The sequence below is a fragment of the Paenibacillus sp. FSL R7-0297 genome, from assembly GCF_038009025.1.
In the GTDB taxonomy this organism is placed as follows: Bacteria; Bacillota; Bacilli; order Paenibacillales; family Paenibacillaceae; genus Paenibacillus_AQ.
Genome location: NZ_JBBPAQ010000001.1, coordinates 2,936,543 through 2,956,088 on the forward strand (window position 1 = coordinate 2,936,543; position 19,546 = coordinate 2,956,088).

The window sequence follows — 19,546 nt, forward strand, 5'->3', positions numbered from 1 at the left end:
GGGATGTTCATGCAGCTCTAAACGTTGTACAATATAACGTGGTATTTTCGAGGTTTAATCATGTGAGTGAAGCGGCGGCCGGGACCTGATTTGACGGGAACGCCGCCGCTTTTACGCTGAATAAGAGACAGGATGATGATAAAAGATGCAGCGTTATTTCGTAACACCGGCGCAGTTCGGCCAAGACAAGGTAAGCATTGACGGCGAAGATGCCCGGCATATCGCCAAGGTAATGCGCGGCAAGGCAGGGGATAAGCTGATTGTCAGCGACGGCGTTTCCCGCGAGGCATTGGCTGAGATCGCTGAAATAGAGATTGGCCTCGTAACCGTGAGCATACTGGAGAATCTGGCCATGACCCACGAGCCGCGGATTAAGATTACTGTAGCCCAGAGCCTGCCGAAGGGGGACAAGCTGGAGACGGTGATCCAGAAATGTACCGAGATCGGTGCGGTTGCCTTCACCCCGTTCCTCTCCGAGCGGACAATTGTGCAGTATGATGAACGCAAGGAGAGCAAGCGGGTAGAGCGCTGGCGCAAAATCTGCAAGGAGGCCGCTGAACAGGCCCACCGGAATATCGTTCCGGAAGTGCATTCGCCGCTGAGCTGGAAGCTGCTGCTGAAGAGCTTCAGTGAGTATGACGCGGTGTATTTCTGTTATGAAAAAGAAGAAGGGCTGCAGCTCCGCAGCGCAGCCGCGCCTTGGCTGTTCTCGCTGCCGCAGGATTCTACTGCCAAGGTAATGATTGTTGTCGGACCGGAAGGCGGCTTCAGTCCGGAGGAATGCCGCGCGGCCGAAGAGGCCGGTGCGGTCTCCGTAGGTCTGGGAGCACGCATTCTGCGCTGTGAAACCGCAGGTATGGTCGCCGCCGCCTGCATTCTATATGAATCCGGAGAAATGGGGGGAGCTTAAACAATGCCATCCGTAGCTTTTTATACATTAGGCTGTAAAGTCAATTTCTACGACACCGAAGCCATCTGGCAGCTGTTCAAAAATGAAGGGTACGAGCAGGTGGATTTCGAAGGTTCCGCCGATGTCTACCTGATCAATACATGTACTGTTACCAATACGGGTGACAAAAAAAGCCGACAGATGATCCGCCGCGCGGTGCGCCGCAATCCTGAAGCCATCGTTGCGGTAACCGGCTGCTACGCGCAGACCTCGCCCGGAGAGATACTCGATATCCCCGGCGTCGATCTGGTCATCGGTAACCAGGACCGCGAGCATATCATGACCCATGTGAAGAATATTCAGGAATCGCGCCAGCCTGTGAATGCGGTCCGCAACATTATGAAGACCCGGGAGTTCGAGGAGCTGGACGTTCCCGGATTCGCTGACCGGACGCGTGCATTCATGAAGATTCAGGACGGCTGCAATAACTTCTGCACCTTCTGTATCATTCCCTGGTCGCGCGGGCTATCGCGCAGCCGTGATCCGAAATCGATTGTCGCCCAAGCACATCAGCTTGTGGAGGCGGGATATAAGGAGTTTGTCCTGACCGGGATTCATACCGGGGGCTACGGCGATGATCTGGAGAATTACCGTCTGGCCGATCTCTTGTGGGAGCTGGATCAGGTGGATGGCCTGGAGCGGGTCCGCATCAGCTCGATTGAAGCCAGCCAGATTGATGAGAAGCTGCTTGAGGTGCTGAACCGCAGCTCCAAGATGTGCCGCCATCTGCATATTCCGCTGCAGGCCGGACATAACGACGTGCTGAAGGCGATGCGCCGTAAATATACGACTGAAGAGTATTATGCCAAAATGCAGCTGATCCGCCAGGCGATGCCGGATGTAGGCATTACAACCGATGTTATCGTCGGCTTCCCGGGCGAGACCGAGGAGATGTTCCGCGCCGGTTATGACTTCATGAAGGCGGTCAACTATTCTGAGATGCATGTGTTCCCGTATTCCAAGCGGACCGGTACGCCTGCAGCACGGATGCTGAACCAAGTGGATGAAGAGATCAAGAATGCGCGTGTCCAGCAGCTGATTGATCTTTCTGAGGAGATGCAGCTGGCTTATGCGCAGAAATTCGTCGGCAAGACCTTGTCCGTCATTCCGGAACGTGCAGCCAAGGGATCACCGGGACGCAGCATTCAGCACGGCTTCAGCGACAACTATCTGCAGATTCTGTTCAGCGGGGATGATTCGCTTCAGGGCGAGCTCTGCGAGGTGAAGGTGACAGAAGCTGGCGTGAATGAATGCCGCGGTGAGCTTGTCAGCGTAAGCAGAGCTGCAGCAGAACCGCGCCGCGCGTAAGCGTACACAAGGATAAACAACACCAAGGGGGATGCCTTTAGGAGCCGGTAACGGCTCTATGGGTTCCCTTTTTGGCTTCCTGATCTATAGCGGATAAGTCTACAGGCTTACCGCCCGCCGGCAGAGGCTCATCAGTTCAGTTCTGCCTGCTGGAACTAAATGTATAGATATAGAGCGCAATTTATATAGTTATAAAGACCTGAATTCGGCTGAAACTGAAAATAGGGTAAAGACTTGGGCTCTATTTGTCGATATAGTGGAAGAGTGTGGTAAAAGGCCACCGATAATAAGACCGTCTAAGGAGAGAACAGATGACCGTGTACAGGAAAATGACAAAAACGCTCCTCATTATGATATTGCTCGTTGCTGCAGCTTTTCCGGTAAACGTCTTTGCCGCTGCTGGAGACATCAACTCTATTGAAATCGACAGCTCTGACAAAATAGAGCTAACCGTGGGCCAGACACCGAAGCAGCTTAAGGTATATGCCAGTGTTGAAGGTTCTTCTTCCAAGAGGGATGTGACGGCAGCCGCCACATGGACCTCCTCCAAGAATGAAGTTGTCAGCGTAATTAACGGTCAGATCAAGCCGCTTGCTTACGGGACGGCAATGATTACAGCTACTTACAGTAATAATGCGGTTGATACTGTTGAGGTATCTGTTACGTATCCGTATAAAGATCTGAAACTGAAACGCAGCACGGAGGGCAGCTACAAACTGGGAGACAAAGAAGCCTCACTCCTAGTTACCGCAACGGCCAAGGGCGGCGAATCCGCCACTGAAGAGAAAGATGTGACGAAGGATGCCGACTGGAGCAGCTCGAATTCAGGCGTACTGACGATTACAGCGGGTAAGATTACGCTGGTTGGCGAAGGGACGGCGACAGTTACTGCCAAGTACAAGGGATTAACTGAGACTTTCAAGGCGGATGTGGAGCTTCCGTATTCGGCAATCATGCTTAAAGACAAAGTGAGCGGTGTGGAAGTCAAAGAGCTTGAAATGCTGGTTGGAGACAACCCGGTGCAGCTGAAAGCAGTAACCAAAGCTACAGCGGTGAGTGATGAGCTCCCTATCGAGAAAGAGGCAGATTGGAGCAGCTCAAGCGAGAGCGTAGCTACAGTAAAAGACGGCATGATTACTATTCTTGGCGTGGGTAAGGCTGTCATTACAGCAAGCTACCTGGGTGTGGACCAGTCCGTTGACGTCTATGTGCGGGCGCCTTATGAAGCGCTTCTACTGACACCATCCGGCGACCAGTCCATTTTCCTGGGAGAAAGCCTCAATGTAACAGCAACGATGCGCAATGCGGTCAATTCGACCACGAACCAGACGGCATCGGCTATCTGGACCTCTGATAACCTGATGACAGCTTCGGTGACTCCAAATGTTGCGGATGCCAGCAAAGCCTTTGCTACAGTGACAGGCAAAGCGGTAGGATCTTCTGTCATCAAAGCAGATCACCTCGGAATCAGCAAAACCTTCAAGGTAACGGTCTATCCAACCCTGACAGAGCTGACCCTTGAGAAGACGGAACAGGAAATATACACAGCAGACTCTGCCGGCTTGCCGAAGGTAAACGGAACCAAATATGACGGAACCAAGCTGGATATCAGCGATGAAATCGTGTGGACCTCGGCCAATGAAGAGATTGTCTCGATTAAGGACGGGAAGCTTACCGGCGGCAAGGCAGGCACAGCTACCCTGACGGGCAAGATCAAGGAAGGTGCAGTAACTGCAGGTTCTGCGACTGCGATCCGCTCCAAGACCGTTGAATACAAAGTAACCGTTCAGAATAAAGTGCTTGTGCTGATTGGACCGGAGGATGCGCTGGGTCTGGTCATCGGTGAAGAAACGCCGCTCCCTGCGGTTCAGGCCGTACTGGAGAACGGTGATGAGCTCGATGTGACAGACACCATTGTCTGGGAACTGGGCGGAAGTAACGCGGTTCTCAAGCAATCGGCAGCTGCCAAGACCATTAAAGGTCTGGTCAAAGGCTCGGCAACACTCAAAGGTACGTATTCCAATAAGACAATCAGTGTTCCGGTAACGATTGAGCAGAAGGTTGTGAAGCTCGTTGTGGAACCGGCTGTACTTGAGATGAATATCAAAGGCTCCAAGACGATTAAGGTCACCGGATATTTCTCAAATGGCAAAACTGCGAACTTCTCGGGTGGAATGAACTGGGTATCGTCTAATCCGGATGTGGCTTCAGTGAAGGGGACGTCGGTCAAAGCGATCGCTGAAGGCACAGCAACCTTGAGTGGTACCTACCAGGGAATTCCTGCTACTGTCAAAATTTCAGTGGTGCCGAAGCTGATGAAGATTACGGTCAGTGAGAATAAGCTGATTCTTGCACCGGGTGCAGGTAAAAACGTAGTTGTAACCGCGCTGTATGATACAGGCAAGAGCGCTGTTGTCACAGGAAGCGTAGTCTGGACCAGTTCCAAACCTTCTGTGGCTAAAGTGAATTCCTCCGGGCAGATTACAGCGGTAAGCAAGGGAACCACTTCGGTTAAAGGTAAGCTGGGCACCAAGACAGTTACGGTATCTGTTTCAGTGAAATAGTATTGTACTGGCTGCTGCTATAAGTAAGATCATTAGACCTGGACATGGCCTCTGCGGCGGTGTTCAGGTTTTTTAACGTATTGGTGGATCAGATAATTTCTTCTCCACTATAGTAATCCCGAGTAAACCAATGTATAATTCGGAAAAAGCGTACAATAAAGTCCATTAAGGGAGATGAAGCAGATGACTAAGCGCAAGGCATTATCCATTCAAACGATTGTGGCAATCGGCATCGGTTCGCCGTTGTTCGTAATATTGGGGAGGTTCGGTTCCATTCCTTCAGGTATTCCGAATACCAACATTGAGACTACATACGCACTTCTGGCGCTGTTTGCGCTACTATACGGACCGGTTGCGGGGCTCTTCATCGGACTGATCGGGCATACACTGAAGGATGCAATCTTCTATGGCTCGCCTTGGTTCAGCTGGGTCATCTCCTCGGGACTAGTCGGGCTGATTATCGGGCTGCTGGTGGCCAGAATCCTGATCAGGGACGGTCAATTCGGCCGGAAAGAGATCATAGCCTTCAATCTTGCGCAGATTGCAGCTAACGCCATTGCCTGGTTCGTGGTAGCGCCGCTGCTGGATATTCTTATCTACGCGGAACCGGCTAACAAGGTCTTCACCCAGGGGCTGATCGCCGGAGCGTCCAACATTGTAACGGTGGCGGTCATCGGAACACTGCTCGCTATAGCCTACTCCAAGACGAGAACGAAACAGGGTAGCCTGAAAAGACTACAATAATATATAATTCAAACAGAAAGGCCGGTGCCCGTCACCGGCCTTTCTGTTTGAGCGGGTCAGTTATGATACGTAAATCAGCATATGAGGAAGGTTACCCATGAGCAAAACGGTTATAGAATTCACCGATTTCACTTTTAAATACCGGGCCCAGCAGGAACCTACACTGCATAAAATTAACCTGAAGATTCATGAAGGTGAGAAGATTCTGATTGTCGGGCCCTCCGGCTCCGGCAAAAGCACCTTGGCCCATTGTATCAATGGCCTGATTCCTTTTGCGTATCCCGGTGAAATAAGCGGTACCCTGACCGTTAAAGGCAGAGACACGAAGGAGCTGGGGATTGCCGGCCTGTCGGAGGTGGTGGGGACTGTGCTGCAGGACCCGGACGGGCAGTTTGTCGGCCTGACCGTAGGCGAGGATATTGCCTTCAGTCTGGAGAACGCAGCGGTTCCGGTGCGGGAGATGCATGAGCGGGTGGAAGCTGCGGCAAGAGCGGTCGATATTCAGGACCTGCTGACAGCCTCTCCGCAGGAGCTGTCCGGCGGACAGAAGCAGAAGACTATGCTGGCCGGCGTGCTGGTCAGCAATGTGGATGTCCTGCTGTTCGATGAGCCGCTGGCCAGCCTGGACCCCTATACGGGAACCGGGGCGATTGAGCTGATCGACCGGGTGCAGCGTGAGACCGGCAATACGGTCATTATCATTGAGCACCGGCTGGAGGAAGTGCTGCACCGGCCGGTGGACCGGATCATTGTCATGAATGAAGGAATGATTGCGGCGGACCTGCCGGCTGCGCAGCTGCTGAGTTCACCGCTGCTTGCAGAGTCAGGCCTCCGGGAGCCGCTCTATCTTACCGCGCTCAAATATGCCGGCTGCGAAATTACGCCGGAGATGAACCCGCAGCATCTGGACGGGATTAAGCTGGAGACAGGAGCTGCCAAGCTCCTTGCCTGGTATGAGGCCAGCGAAGTGCCGCAGGAGGAGGAAGCAGCACCTGTGCTGCTAGAGCTGCGGAATATTACCTTTGGCTATGACAAGCAGGCTCCGGTGCTGCAGGGACTGTCCTTCAGCGTCCGCCGCGGCGAGATGCTCTGCATTGCCGGGAGGAACGGAGCGGGCAAATCAACGGTGTCGAAGCTGATTTGCGGGTTCTACCGGCCGTCAGCGGGAAGTATTCTGCTGAACGGGCGGGATCTGGCAGCGGATACGATCAAGGAGCGGGCAGAGCATATCGGCTTCGTAATGCAGAATCCGAATCATATGATCTCCATGACGCTGCTGTATGACGAGGTTGTCCTCGGACTTAAGCTGCGGGGCTTCGCGGAAGAAGAAATCCGCGAGCGGGTACATAAGGTGCTCCAAGTTTGCGGACTGTATGAGTTCCGCGAATGGCCGGTTTCAGCGCTCAGCTACGGGCAGAAGAAACGGGTGACCATTGCCTCCATCCTGGTGCTGGAGCCGGAGGTGCTCCTTCTGGATGAACCGACCGCCGGGCAGGATTACCGGCACTATAACGAGATTATGGAGTTTCTGCGCGGACTCTGCAGCTCCGGGATCACGGTGATTATGATTACCCATGATATGCACCTGATGCTGGAGTACGCGGAACGGACGATTGTGCTGGCGGAGGGCAGGAAGCTGGCGGATGCCCGGCCGGAGGTGATTCTGACGGACAGGAATATTGTGAGCAGCGCTAACTTGAAGGAGACTTCACTGTTCAAGCTGGCGGTGAAGGCCGGAATTGACCAGCCGGTAGAATTTGTCCGGCGGTTTATAGAATTTGACAGGGGGAACCGCCGCAGATGAAAGCTAAGATGCTAACCTATACCAGGCAGGATTCACCGGTGCACCGGCTGACGGGGGCAACGAAGCTGATTATTTTTGCCGTATGGTCGGTCTCTGCCATGATTACCTACGATACCCGCTGCCTGCTGCTGATGCTGCTCTTCAGCCTGGCCGTATTCCGCATTTCACGGGTCCGGTTTCAGGACTATGCCTTTGTGCTCTACTTCATTCTGCTCTTCTTCCTGCTGAATCACATCGCGATCTTTGCCTTCTCACCGCTGGAAGGAACACGCATCTACGGCACCCGGCATGATCTGCTGCATCTCGCGGGACGTTATACACTGACTGCGGAGCAGCTTTTCTACCAATTCAATATCGCTCTGAAGTATGCCGTGGTCATTCCGATGGCCCTGCTGTTCCTGCTGACGACAGATCCGAGTGAATTCGCCGCCTCGCTGAACCGGGTCGGGGTCAATTACAAGATCGCTTATTCCGTTTCGCTGGCCTTGCGCTATATTCCCGACATCCAGCAGGATTATGAGAACATCTCATTCTCGGCACAGGCGCGGGGCATTGATATCTCCCGTAAGGAGAAGCTGCCAAAGCGGCTGAAAAACATCGTATCCATTCTGCTGCCGCTGATTCTGACCAGTATCGAGCGGATTGAGAAGATCAGCACTGCAATGGAGCTGCGCGGCTTCGGAACAGGCCGCAGCCGGACCTGGTACCAGGCCCGGCCGTTTACCCGCAGCGATTATACTGCGCTGTGTCTGATGGTGGGGATAGCCGCAGCCGCGACGATTATTACTTTTTATGACGGCTCGCGGTTTTATAGTATTTTCTGAGGGGGATGCTGGAAGTGGAGCTTCCGTAGAACTGCGGAGCGGATTGAAGTATAATAAGACAGTTGTAATCCTGGCCGGACGTTGTGGATTACCGCTGAAGCCGCTGCTCCAGCCTGGTCCATACGGGCAGGTAGCATAGCGGCAGTACCCCAAGCGAGCACACGACATTGAAAATGGTCTGGGCATGCGCAAGCTGCGCTGCAGGCCCGCCGCCGATCCAGGAGGACAGGCTTTGCAGCGGCCCGATGAAGGGCAGGAACAGCAGGGCGCCGCCGACATTGAGCGCCACATGCGACCAGGCAACGAATACGCCAGACGGCGTGCTGCCGATGGCGGCGATTACGGCCGTGACGCAGGTGCCGATATTCGCGCCGAGCACGATGGCGATCCCCAGCTCCGGCGGCATGACGCCGCTGGTGGCGAGGCCCATCGCCATGCCGATCACCGCCGCGCTGCTGTGCACCATCGCGGTCAGCACGGCACCTGCTGCCAGTCCCCACAGTGCGCTGGTGGAGGCATGCCCGAGGAACCAGCGGAACAATTCGCTGCCTTCAAGGGAGGGGCCGATCGACTGCATGACCGCGATGCCCCACAGGACCAGGGCGAAGCCGGCTACCGCGAGGCAGATGAATTGAAGCGGCCCCGAGATCCGGCGGCAGGCTTCAACCAGCCGCCATGCCTGCGGGGATAGCTCGCCGGCCATCACTGCGGCCGCCCAGAGGCATAATGCAGCGGCCAGCAGCGGCGCTGCCAGTGTGCTGATCTGCAGGCTGATCAGCTCTGTAGTCAGGCAGGTGCCGATGTTGCTGCCGAGGATAATGCCAAGCGTCCGGGCATACGTCAGCAGCCCGGCATTAACCATGCCGATGGTCAGCACGGTTACGGCCGTGCTGCTCTGCAGCAGTGCGGACAGCAGGCTGCTGGCAATCAGGCCTTTTGCCGGTGTAGAGGTTGCCTTATGCAGACTCCGGGTTAGCAGCGGGCCGGCGAGCCTCGACAAGCAGGCTTCCATCACCTTCATGCCGGCGAGAAATATGACAAGGCCATAAATGACAGGGAACAGCAGGTCACGGATCATAAGGACAGGCTCCTTTTTGGACGGGGGTTGTACACCAATATATGAAGGCATTGCATAGGACATGTATACAAATCCAGCAACAAGAACAGGGAGTTGAAGTCATTGGCATCGGTAATTCTGGAACGAAACCGTAAGAAAAGACTGGAACAGGGACATCCGTGGGTCTACGCCAGCGAAGTGGCCTCGGTAGACGGAGAGCCGCTGGCAGGGGGAATTGTGGATGTGCTGAATCACCAGGGCCGTTATCTGGCCACGGGTTATTACAATCCGGCCTCGCAGATCCGGGTAAGAATTCTGTCGCAGAGTAAGCTTTCAGCGATGGATACTGCATTTTTTGCCGGCCGGTTCGCAACCGCCCTGCAGCACAGGGAGCGTTTCCTGCCGGGTGCGGATGCTTACCGCCTGGTGTATGGGGAAGCGGATTTCCTACCGGGGCTGATCATCGACCGCTTCGGGGAGGTTCTCGTCGTGCAGCTCCTGACCCTGGCCATGGATCAGCACCGCTCCGAGATCGTGGAAGCGCTGGTGCAGGTAATGGCTCCGCGCGGCATTTATGAGCGCAGTGATGTCAGCGTCCGCGAACTGGAAGGCCTTGAACAGACCACAGGCGTACTCTACGGGGAATGCCCGCGCCACATCACGGTGAGCGAGAATGGACTGAAGGTCATTGTCGATATTGAAGAAGGCCAGAAGACAGGCTACTTCTTCGATCAGCGGGAGAATCGAGCTTCCATCGCTCCGCTCATGAAGGGCTGGGGCGGGCGCAGCGGAATTACGCTGCAGGAGGTAGCGGCACAGGACGGTACGCTCCAGATGCTGCCGGTCAATAAAAGCGGCAAGCCGGTCACCTTCCCATTCTGGGACGGCGCAACCGTGCTGGAATGCTTCGCGCACACCGGCAGCTTCACCCTGCATGCCTGCAAATACGGCGCCAAGAAGGTAACCTGCCTCGATGTGTCCGCGCATGCGATTGAAAGTGCAAAAGCCAATGTGGAGATCAACGGATTCAGCGACCGGGTGGAATTTGTAGTGGATGATGCGTTTGCGTTCTTGCGCAATCAGGTTAAGGGGCTGGAAGAACGCTCCGAGCGGGCGACAGGCCCGGCGGCAGAGAGCAAACCCGGCGCTAAACCGGCTGCCAAGGCGGATACCGCGAAGCCGATGACGGCAGGCGGCGGACGCACGTGGGATGTGGTTATTCTTGATCCGCCCGCTTTTGCCAAAACCAAAAGTGCTGTAGCAGGCGCCGTCCGCGGCTACAAGGATATCAATCTGCACGGCATGAAGCTGGTTAACGAAGGCGGATATCTGGTTACGGCCAGCTGCTCGTACCATATGCAGCCGCAGCTGTTCCTGGAGACCATTCAGGAAGCGGCCAAGGATGCCGGCAAAGTGCTCCGGCTGATCGAGTGGCGGGCCGCAGGCAAGGATCACCCGCAGATCCTCGGCGTGGACGAAGGGCATTATCTGAAGTTTGCCATCTTCGAAGTGCGCAGCAAATAATGATGTTAGTTCAAGCCGGAGGGCTTGTCCGGGAGAGTCTCAGCTACTGAGGCTCTCTTTTTCTTACAGAGAAGTTGCTGGTACTGTAGCAGGGAGCCGTCAGCAGAGAGAAGCGGACTGAGGGGCCTCTATTTCTCCAAAAAACCTCAGAATGGGGTCTAGGCGGACTGGAATTCCGTTATGTTGCTTGCTGGATTCCATTAGGAGCTCTGACTTGTCCTTTAGCGGAATCTGAGTCCGTCTGCCCGGCGAATCCGCCTGATCTGCTCATATAACGGAATTTCAGTCCGCTTCCCGGGGTGGGGATCATGAACAAAGCAGAGGAACCGCGCGGAGTGCTGCAAGAATGGCCGAATAAGACGGTACGAAGTGCTGCTGAGTTGCTGGCTGCTAAAGGGCTGTACGCCCGGTTATGGAATCAGCGGAGGAGTGACTCTGCTGATTTTATTGGATTTTCTCCATTTAATGATCCGGTTTATCCTTCATCCAGGCTCTCCCAACCAGCCGATCCATGGCTTCGGGAGAGTCTTCTTTGCTGTTGCCAGGTAGCCGTGGCCTGAAAAAAAGCGGCAGGTATTTGCAAACAATGGCAAACGTACGTTCTGGAGCGCGCGGTGGAGGTATGCTATACTATTGGGACGAGATTATTCATAGATTCTGATATTCATCAGGCAATCCGCTTCTGTGTGTGCAGCAGCAGGGCGGCCTGCATTCTAATTCTCCGCCACGGAAGGAGTCTGCTGATATGACGGTTAACTTTTTGATCGGACGCTCGGGCAGCGGCAAGACAACTACAATATGGGAGACTGTATCTACGCGGCTGAAGACAGAGCCGCTTGGAGCGCCGATAATTATACTTGTCCCTGAACAGGGATCATTCGGTGCGGAGCGCGGGCTGCTGGCTGCGGGCAACGTCAAGGGCAGCATCCGCGCTCAGACACTCAGCTTCTCCCGGCTGGCCTACAGGGTGAAGCAGGAGACCGGCGGCAGTGCGAGTCTGCCGATCAGCGAGGAAGGCAAGAAGATGCTGATCTATAAGATCGTCAACCGGCGCAAGGAGGAACTGAAGCTGTTCGGCGCCTCCTCGGACCGGCCCGGATTCGTGGAACGGCTCAGCAGCCTGCACACGGAGCTCAAGCGCTGCTGCCTTGGAGCGGGTGACCTAGAAGAACAGCTCGGCAGAATGCGGGATGCGCTGGGAGGAAGTCCGATTCTGGCCGGCAAGCTGGAAGATCTGCACTTGGTCTTCAGTGAGCTGGAGCAGGAAATGTCACAGCTGTACATGGATCAGGAGGACAGGCTTGCGGAGCTGGCCGAGCATATTCAAGATTCGGGCTATATCCGGGGAGCCGAGATTTGGGTAGACGGGTTCCACGGGTTTACCAATCAGGAATTCATCGTATTGCGTGAGCTTATGCAATATGCCTCGGGGGTCAACATTGCCCTGACGCTGGACCGGATCTATCCTTCGGGCCAGGCACCGCATGAGCTGGAGCTGTTTCACCCGGCTGCGGTTACGTATATCAAGCTGCGGGGAATGGCTGAGGAGATGGGCCTTACAGTCTGGGACCAGCTTCTGGCCCCGCCTGTACTTCCAAGGTTCAAGGACAGTCCGGCTCTCGCCCATCTGGAGCGCGGATTCCAGCGCCGGCTGCGCTGGAACGGAGCAGCCGGGCAAGTGGAGGAGGCAGTCAGTATCCGGGCTGCGGCCTCCCGCCGGACCGAGGTTGAAGGCGTGCTGCGCGAGATGCTGAGCCTGGCCAGAGATTCAGGGGCCAAGTATGGTGAGATGGCTGTATTCATGCGGAATATGACGGATTATGAGCCGCTGATTGCTCCGCTGTTCCAGGACTTCGGCATTCCCTTCTTCCTGGACCAGAAGCTGAATGAGCTGCATCATCCGCTGGTGGAATTCATCCGTTCCGCTCTGGATGTAGTCCGCCGCCGCTGGCGCTATGAGGATGTGTTCCGCTGCGTGAAGACCGAGCTGCTGCTTCCGCTGGACGGAAGTATTACGCGCGCCAATATGGATGAACTGGAGAATTATGTGCTGGCCTGCGGTATTCACGGGTACCGGTGGACTGACGGCCGTTCCTGGAAAGGCATTCCCCGTCTCTCGCTGGAGGGCAGTGAGGCCGTAGATGAAGCCATGCTGGCCAGAATGGAAGCCTGCCGGAGCGCGATCACAGGACCGCTGCAGGCTTTTGAGCAGAGGGTCAAATCAAGCCGCAGCGGCCTGGAGCTGTGCAGAGCAGTATATCTGCTGCTTGAGGACACAGAGGCAGCGCGTAAGCTGGAACGGATGGGGGCGGAGTCTCTGGAACAGGGACGCCCGGAAGCTGCCCGTGAGCATAACCAGCTGTGGGGTGCTGTGCTGGACCTGCTCGATCAGATTGCCGAGATGATGGGCAGGGAAAAAATGGAATTTGAACTGTTCTCCGGCGTGCTGGAAACAGGGCTGGCTGAGCTCAAGATGGGGCTAGTCCCGCCTGCCCTTGATCAGGTGCTGGTGGGAACGATGGACCGTACGCGGGTGTCTGGAGTGAAGTATGCCTTCCTGCTGGGCTTCAATGAAGGTGTGGTTCCGGCACAGTTCAAGGAAGACGGGATCTTGTCCGAGGGAGAGCGTCTGCTGCTGGAGAATGCCGGTATGGAGCTCGCCCCCGGTTCATCCCGCAAGCTGCTGGATGAGCGCTTCCTGATCTACAATGCGCTTACAACTGCCAGCAGGAAACTGTGGATTAGTTACGCAACGGCTGATGATGAAGGCAAAGCGCTGCTGCCCTCGGAGATTATCCGCCAGCTGCAGGGCATGTTCCCTGAAGGGCTGGATGAGAAGTATCTGTCAGGGTTCCCCCAGGGAGGGGAGGCAGCTGATGAATGCGCGTCTGCGGAAGCGGTCCACATGAAATTTATCGGCCATCCTGAGCAAACCCTCCGCATGCTGATGCTTCAGCTCCGGCAGTGGCGCCAGGGGGTGGAGATTCCCCGCCTGTGGTGGGATGTCTATAACTGGTTTGCGGCCGATGAGCAGGCGGAAGTCTCAATGAAGCTGCAGCTTGAACGGCTGCTGGGCTCGCTGTTCTACCGCAACGAAGGGATCAGGCTGAAGCGGGAGACCAGTCTGCGGCTGTATGGCGGCTCCACACTGCGCGGCAGCGTGTCGCGCATGGAGAAATTTGTCGCCTGCTCCTTCTCTCATTTCGCTTCTTACGGGCTAAGGCTGAAGGAACGCCAGCTCTATAAGCTCCAGGCCCCGGATATCGGGCAGCTGTTCCATGCGGCTCTAAGCCAAATGGCGCAGCGGCTGCAGAAGGAGGGCCGCAGCTGGGGCAGTATGACGGCCGAAGAATGCCGCCGTGAGGCGGGCGAGACGGTAGACCGTCTGTCCCCGCTGCTGCAGGGCGAAATTCTGATGAGCAGCAAGCGTTACAGCTATATCTCACGCAAGCTGAAGAATATTGTCGGCCGCGCTTCAGTGATCCTCGGCGAGCATTCGCGCAGGGGGAGCTTCGAGCCGATAGGTTTGGAGCTGGATTTCGGCCCCGGGAAGGATCTGCCTCCACTGAGAATTACACTGCCGAATGGCTGCGTAATGGAGGTGGTCGGCCGGATTGACCGTGTGGATATGGCTGAAGGCGAGCAGGGTATACTTCTGCGGGTCATCGACTACAAATCAAGCCAGAAGGATCTCAAGCTGCATGAGGTCTACTATGGATTGTCGCTGCAAATGCTGACCTATCTTGATGTGCTGCTCACCTATTCCGAGCAATGGCTTGGTCAGGCTGCACTCCCGGCAGGCGCGCTCTATTTCCATGTTCATGATCCGCTGCTGACCTCGGCCAACGGGATGAACCGGGAGCAGGCGGAGCAGGAACTGATGAAGCGCTTCAAGATGAAGGGTCTGCTGACGGCAGACCGTGAAGTGGTCTCACTGATGGATACCACACTCGACAAAGGGTATTCCTCAATTGTTCCGGTAGCGCTAAAGAGCGACGGCAGCTTTTACAGCAGCGCGTCTGTAGCTACCCCCGAGCAATGGGGTCAGCTGCTGTCTTCAGTGCGCAGCACGATTTCGGATATCGGTACGCGTATTACGGAAGGCGATGTGGCCATTCAGCCTTACCGCATCCAGCAGGAGACCGCCTGTACCTTCTGCTCCTTCCGCCCGGTCTGCCAGTTCGACGAGGCTGTGGAGGGCAATGGCTACAATAATCTGAGTAAGCCTGGCAAAGAAGTAATCTGGGATCTGCTGTCCCGCAAAGGAGGAGAGAAATTGTGAGCATACATCCTGTAACGGAAGCGAAGCCGGAAGGGAGTCTGTGGAGTGACGACCAGTGGCGCGCCATTGCCGAGAGCGGCAGCGATATTCTCGTCGCGGCAGCAGCAGGTTCCGGTAAAACAGCTGTACTCGTAGAGCGCATTATCCGCAAAATCAGCAATGAGGAAGCAGGCTTCAGCGTGGACCGGCTGCTGGTAGCGACCTTCACCAAGGCTGCAGCCTCCGAGATGCGGCAGCGGATCCGGGAGGCGCTGGAGCGCAAGCTGGAAGAGGACACAAGCGGTGAGAACGAATATCTGCGCCGCCAGCTTGCTCTGCTGGGCAGAGCCTCTATTACTACGCTGCATTCCTTCTGTCTTGAAGTGATCCGCCGGTATTATCAGCTGATTCCGATTGATCCGGGCTTCCGTATACTCAATGAGCATGAGGCGGAAATGATGCGCCAGGAGCTGCTGGAAGAGCTGATGGAGGAGAAATACGGTGAGGTCACTGAAGACGGGGACGATAGCGTATTTGTCCGGCTTGTGGACTGGTTCAGCGGTGAGCGCAGTGATGATGCGGTGCATTCGCTGATTCAGCGGCTGCATGATTTCGCGCGCAGCCATCCCTGGCCGGCGCAGTGGCTGCGGGATACCGCTGCCGACTTCTCTTTGCCGGATGCGGAGGCCTTGAGCCATACGCCATGGGTGCAGAGCATTCTTGCCGAAGCCAGGCTGACGCTGGATGGTGCCATTAGCCAGCTGCTGCAGGCCCGCGAGATCGCGCTTCAACCCGGCGGACCGGCTCCTTATGCGGATAACCTGACGGCCGATCTGGATATGGCACAGGGGTTACGGGATGCGGTAGAATCGCAGCCATGGGCTGATCTCTATGATATTTTCATGGAAATCTCTTTCGGCAAGCTGAAGCCCTGCAAGAAGGATTCCACTGATCCCGGCCTGCAGGAGAGTGTTAAGGCAACCCGTGATCAAGTGAAGAAGAGCTTGCTGGAGTTGCAGAAATCCTTATTCGGGCGCCCGGCGGAATCTTTCCTGGGTGAACTCCATGAAGCGGCACCGCTGATGCACGAGCTGGCGGAGACGGTTATCGGGTTCGGTGAACGTTACCGGCTGGAGAAGGCGGGCCGGGGGCTGGTGGATTTCAGTGATCTGGAGCATTACTGCCTGCAGATCCTGCGCCATCCGGACTCGCATCCGGGACATTCCCTGCCCTCGGATGCGGCGATGGAATACCGCAGCCAGTTCGATGAGGTGCTGCTGGATGAATATCAGGATACCAACAGCGTACAGGAGGAGATCGTCCGGCTGATCTCCCGTGAGTTCCCCGGCAACCGCTTCATGGTCGGGGATATGAAGCAGAGTATCTACCGCTTCCGCCTGGCTGAACCGGGGTTGTTCCTGGACAAATACCGCAGGTTCAACGCTGGGCCGTCTGCTGAAGGTAACGGCAGTAGCCTGCTTGCCGGTGAAGCGGATGCCCGGACTGAAGCAAGTCCCGGGCAGAGCTATAATGCCGGCGGCTCAGTCATCGATCTGGCCCGCAATTTCCGCAGCCGGCTGGAAGTCGTGAATGCCGTAAATATGATTTTTCGGCAGATCATGGACAGCAATGTTGCGGAGATAAGCTATAACCAGCGTGCAGAGCTGGTCTATGGAGCCAACTTCCCGGGAGCGGCGGAGAAAGGGCCGGATACTTATTTTGCGCCGGAGCTGCTGCTGATCGATAAGGGGACCTCTGCATCCGGACAGCCCGAGGAAGCCGGGGAGGACGATGAGCTGCCCCAGCAGGAGAATGAGGCAGTAGAGAGTGAGACTGCACAGCTGGAAGCACGGGCCATTGCCCAGCGCATCTCGCAGATGACAGGAATGACCGGTGGGGAACCGCTGATGATCTATGATAAGGCGCTGCGCATCATGCGTCCGGTAGTATACGGCGATATCGTTATTCTGCTGCGTTCCGCCCGTGTGTGGACGCCGCTGATGATTGAAGAGCTGCGGAATGAAGGCATTCCAGCATACGGCGACCAGAACAAGGGGTACTTCCAGGCTACCGAGGTGGAGATCGCCCTTTCGCTGCTGCAGATTGTCGATAATCCCCGCCAGGATATTCCGCTGGCCGGTGTACTGCGCTCGCCGGTGGTGAATCTGCGCGAGGAGGAACTGGCTAAGGTGCGCCTATGCAGCACCGGAACGTTCTATGATGCGCTGGTTGCGGCATCAGAAGCTGCGGATATACCGGGGGACAATCCTCTGGCGATGGGTTCAGCGGGTGCGGCCCTGCGGGTAGAGCAAGGCGGCGATGCAGGCGGTGATTTAACGGCAGAGACTGCTGCAGCGTATGATCTTGTCACAACATCAGAGCAAGAGACTCTGCTTGAAGACAGGGCTGCCGAGACAGAAGCCTCTGCAGCGCTGACGGCTATTCATCCGCAGCTACGGATGAAGCTGAAGACCTTCCGGGACATGCTGGAGGACTGGAGAAACGCCGCCCGGCAGGGAAGCTTAAGCGAACTAATCTGGCGTATTTACCGGGAAAGCGGATATCTGGAATGGGTTGGCGGACTTCCCGGCGGATTTCAGCGCCAGAACAATTTGAAGGCATTGTATGACCGGGCTGTTCAGTTCGAGAATGAGACCTCAGCCAGAGGATTGTTCCGCTTCCTTGTGTTTATCTCACGGCTGAGAGAGAACGGCGGGGATCTGGGCGTTGCCGGGGGCAGCGGCGAGGAGGCTGGCGGCGTCCGGATTATGACGATCCACAAGTCCAAGGGTCTGGAGTTCCCGGTTGTATTCCTGGCAGGCATGGCCAAAATGTTCAACCGGCAGGATCTGCATTCCCCGTTCCTGATGCATAAGGAACTCGGCTTCGGCCCCCGCTTCGTGGAGAGGGAGACACGGGTCAGCTACCCGACGCTGCCATACCTGGCCATTAACCGCCGTTCACGGCTGGAGCTGCTGGCTGAGGAGATGCGCGTGCTCTATGTCGGACTGACCCGTCCGCGCGACAAAATGATCCTGGTAGGCACGGTCCGCGATTTGCCGCGCACAGTATCTGGCTGGACTGCTATGCAAGGCCGGGAGGAGCTGCTCCTGGCAGACCATCTGCTGGCCCGGGGCCGCAGCTATCTGGACTGGGTGGGACCGGCGCTGATCCGCCATCCCGCAGCAGCTATTCTGCGCAAGGTTGCGGGAAGTGAGGGCACGGTGTCTACGGTACTTCACGGCGATGAGTCCAACTGGAGCATTTCGGTGCTCGGCGCTGCGGAGCTTGGCTCCGGAGCTTTTCTGGCAGCAGACGGTGACAGTGACAAGAATGAAGAACGCCGTATGGCGCTTGAGGCGCTCCGCCGGGGCAGGACTGTGCCTTCGCTGGGAACTGCCTCAGCAGGGGAGATTGCAGACAGGCTGCAGTGGACCTATCCGTATGCGGCTGCTTCAGGCATTCCCGCCAAAACATCAGTGACCGAGCTGAAGGCACTGCTGTCCATGCAGGAACAGCCCTCCCTTGATCTGCTGGAAGATACCTATATTCATGGGGAGCAGAACGCAAGAAGCGGCGGTGTCGGATATGGTGACAGCCTGCATCTGCAGCGCCCGAAATTTATGGAAAAGCGGGGACTTACCTCTGCTGAGCGCGGAACCGCGTATCATACCGTTATGCAGCATATTCCGCTGGATGAGCCGGTGGACCGGTCTGTTCTCGAGGCCACGCTTGCACGACTTGAACGGCTTGCCATACTCAGCAAGGAGCAGGCAGACGCGGTTGAACTGGGCGAAGTAGAGGATTTCTGTACTAGTGAACTGGGCCGCAGACTCTTTAAGTCTTCCTGGAAGACCAGAGAGCAGCCTTTCAGTTATAGCGTTCCTGCAGACGAGGCTTACCAGGGACTTGCATACCTGGACGAAGCGGCAGCGGGACTCCCGGCTGACGGCGCCAGCGGAGCCTTCAATGAGACCGTTCTGATTCAAGGGGTAATCGACTGTCTGTTCCGTGAGGAAGGGCGCCTGATTCTGCTTGATTACAAAACAGATTTCGTCCCGGTGCAAGAGGGAGGGCTCGAAACGCTGACTGAGAAATACCGCTTCCAGCTGGAGCTGTACAGCAAGGCGCTGCTTGATATTCTGGGCGAGCCGGTCAGCGAGGTCTGGTTGTACTTTTTCGATGGCGGACATGCTGTGAGGCTGTGAGAATATGGATTAGAGGCTAAGAGGCTAAGAATGAAATTAGACTAAGAGACTAAGAAATTAAGAGATTAAGAGATTAAGAACCTATATAGTTTGAACCTGAAAATATATAGATAGAGGCAAACGTGGCAGGGACAATTTTGAGAACATAGAAGTGTCAGCGTATGGCTTGTCTGCGGATTTCCACCGTGAAAAGCGGTTTAATTCAAGAAATCTGCAGACGGGTAACGGCCGGAGAGCCAAGGGTTCTCTGGAGTCACGATATAGACTGACCTGATAGACTGACAAAGAGTATCTATATAACCA

Annotated in this window: 10 protein-coding genes; 9 read left to right on the forward strand and 1 reads right to left on the reverse strand. The window is 56.0% G+C overall.

The window, feature by feature from the left end:
* Window positions 1-145: 145 nt before the first annotated feature.
* From MKZ24_RS12850 to MKZ24_RS12875, 6 genes are all read left to right on the forward strand, one after another.
* Window positions 146-910 carry an RsmE family RNA methyltransferase gene (locus MKZ24_RS12850; RefSeq protein ID WP_042238589.1) on the forward strand — a complete coding sequence of 255 codons (765 nt, stop codon included), beginning with the start codon at window positions 146-148 and terminating at the stop codon, window positions 908-910.
* A 3-nt stretch (window positions 911-913) separates the two neighbouring features.
* A complete protein-coding gene (gene mtaB / locus MKZ24_RS12855; protein ID WP_042238588.1) occupies window positions 914-2,257 on the forward strand; it encodes a tRNA (N(6)-L-threonylcarbamoyladenosine(37)-C(2))-methylthiotransferase MtaB in 1,344 nt (447 codons plus the stop codon).
* A 311-nt stretch (window positions 2,258-2,568) separates the two neighbouring features.
* Complete coding sequence (locus tag MKZ24_RS12860; protein ID WP_042238586.1) at window positions 2,569-4,821, forward strand: Ig-like domain-containing protein; 2,253 nt, start codon at window positions 2,569-2,571, stop codon at window positions 4,819-4,821.
* A gap of 183 nt (window positions 4,822-5,004) precedes the next feature.
* A complete protein-coding gene (locus MKZ24_RS12865; RefSeq protein ID WP_042238584.1) occupies window positions 5,005-5,565 on the forward strand; it encodes an ECF-type riboflavin transporter substrate-binding protein in 561 nt (186 codons plus the stop codon).
* Between the two features lie 97 nt (window positions 5,566-5,662).
* A complete protein-coding gene (locus MKZ24_RS12870; RefSeq protein WP_340783507.1) occupies window positions 5,663-7,369 on the forward strand; it encodes an ABC transporter ATP-binding protein in 1,707 nt (568 codons plus the stop codon).
* Entirely contained in the window at window positions 7,366-8,193 is an 828-nt protein-coding gene (locus MKZ24_RS12875; protein WP_340783509.1) for an energy-coupling factor transporter transmembrane component T family protein, read from the forward strand. The genes MKZ24_RS12870 and MKZ24_RS12875 overlap by 4 nt, the downstream gene beginning before the upstream one ends.
* An 88-nt stretch (window positions 8,194-8,281) precedes the next feature.
* On the opposite strand, the gene MKZ24_RS12880 is transcribed toward MKZ24_RS12875, so the two are convergent.
* Window positions 8,282-9,271, reverse strand: coding sequence for a Na/Pi cotransporter family protein (locus MKZ24_RS12880; protein WP_340783511.1), 990 nt, complete (start codon window positions 9,269-9,271; stop codon window positions 8,282-8,284).
* Between the two features lie 102 nt (window positions 9,272-9,373).
* Between MKZ24_RS12880 and MKZ24_RS12885 the strand changes: the two genes are divergently transcribed.
* The 3 genes from MKZ24_RS12885 to MKZ24_RS12895 all read left to right on the forward strand — a co-directional run bounded on the left by MKZ24_RS12885 (window position 9,374) and on the right by MKZ24_RS12895 (window position 19,243).
* On the forward strand, window positions 9,374-10,774 hold the full coding sequence (locus tag MKZ24_RS12885) for a class I SAM-dependent rRNA methyltransferase (RefSeq protein WP_340783513.1): 1,401 nt from the start codon (window positions 9,374-9,376) through the stop codon (window positions 10,772-10,774).
* Between the two features lie 745 nt (window positions 10,775-11,519).
* Window positions 11,520-15,056: a helicase-exonuclease AddAB subunit AddB gene (gene addB, locus MKZ24_RS12890; RefSeq protein ID WP_340783516.1), complete on the forward strand. Its 3,537-nt coding sequence runs from the start codon at window positions 11,520-11,522 to the stop codon at window positions 15,054-15,056.
* Window positions 15,053-19,243, forward strand: a complete 4,191-nt coding sequence (locus MKZ24_RS12895; protein WP_340783519.1) for a UvrD-helicase domain-containing protein — start codon at window positions 15,053-15,055, stop codon at window positions 19,241-19,243. The genes addB and MKZ24_RS12895 overlap by 4 nt, the downstream gene beginning before the upstream one ends.
* Window positions 19,244-19,546 lie beyond the last annotated feature (303 nt).

What these genes read in the sequence shown, in the direction of transcription:
- MKZ24_RS12860 (WP_042238586.1), top strand. Translation starts at nt 2,569, where the DNA reads ATGACCGTGTACAGGAAAATGACAAAAACGCTCCTCATTATGATATTG.
- addB (WP_340783516.1), top strand. Translation starts at nt 11,520, where the DNA reads ATGACGGTTAACTTTTTGATCGGACGCTCGGGCAGCGGCAAGACAACT.
- MKZ24_RS12865 (WP_042238584.1), top strand. Translation starts at nt 5,005, where the DNA reads ATGACTAAGCGCAAGGCATTATCCATTCAAACGATTGTGGCAATCGGC.
- mtaB (WP_042238588.1), top strand. Translation starts at nt 914, where the DNA reads ATGCCATCCGTAGCTTTTTATACATTAGGCTGTAAAGTCAATTTCTAC.
- MKZ24_RS12880 (WP_340783511.1), bottom strand. Translation starts at nt 9,271, where the DNA reads ATGATCCGTGACCTGCTGTTCCCTGTCATTTATGGCCTTGTCATATTT.
- MKZ24_RS12875 (WP_340783509.1), top strand. Translation starts at nt 7,366, where the DNA reads ATGAAAGCTAAGATGCTAACCTATACCAGGCAGGATTCACCGGTGCAC.
- MKZ24_RS12850 (WP_042238589.1), top strand. Translation starts at nt 146, where the DNA reads ATGCAGCGTTATTTCGTAACACCGGCGCAGTTCGGCCAAGACAAGGTA.
- MKZ24_RS12870 (WP_340783507.1), top strand. Translation starts at nt 5,663, where the DNA reads ATGAGCAAAACGGTTATAGAATTCACCGATTTCACTTTTAAATACCGG.